The 273-nt window shown below is 71.4% G+C and carries 1 protein-coding gene; it reads left to right on the top strand.

Annotated elements, in window-relative coordinates; all coding sequences use genetic code 11:
- On the top strand, positions 1 to 273 hold a 273-nt coding region (locus IF06_RS33510; RefSeq protein WP_157551569.1), incomplete at both ends, for an acyltransferase domain-containing protein.

Below are 273 nucleotides of genomic sequence, written 5' to 3'. Positions count from 1 at the left end.
GAGGTGGCGTTGTGGGAGTTGCTCGCGTCGTGGGGTGTGCGGGCCGATTTTGTGGCGGGTCATTCGATCGGTGAGGTGACGGCCGCGTACGTGTCGGGGGTGTTGTCGTTGGCGGATGCGTGCACGTTGGTGGCGGCGCGGGGCCGGTTGATGCAGGCCCTGCCCAGCGGCGGTGTGATGGCGGCGGTGGGCGCGTCGGAGGAGGCTGTCGCCGAGTTGATCGGCGTGACCGGCGCGGCGGTGGACGTGGCGGCGGTGAACGGTCCGGCGTCG

The sequence above is a fragment of the Micromonospora globosa genome (genome assembly GCF_000717585.1).
Lineage (GTDB): Bacteria > Actinomycetota > Actinomycetes > Mycobacteriales > Micromonosporaceae > Micromonospora > Micromonospora aurantiaca.
This window is presented reverse-complemented; position numbering and strand designations above follow the sequence as displayed.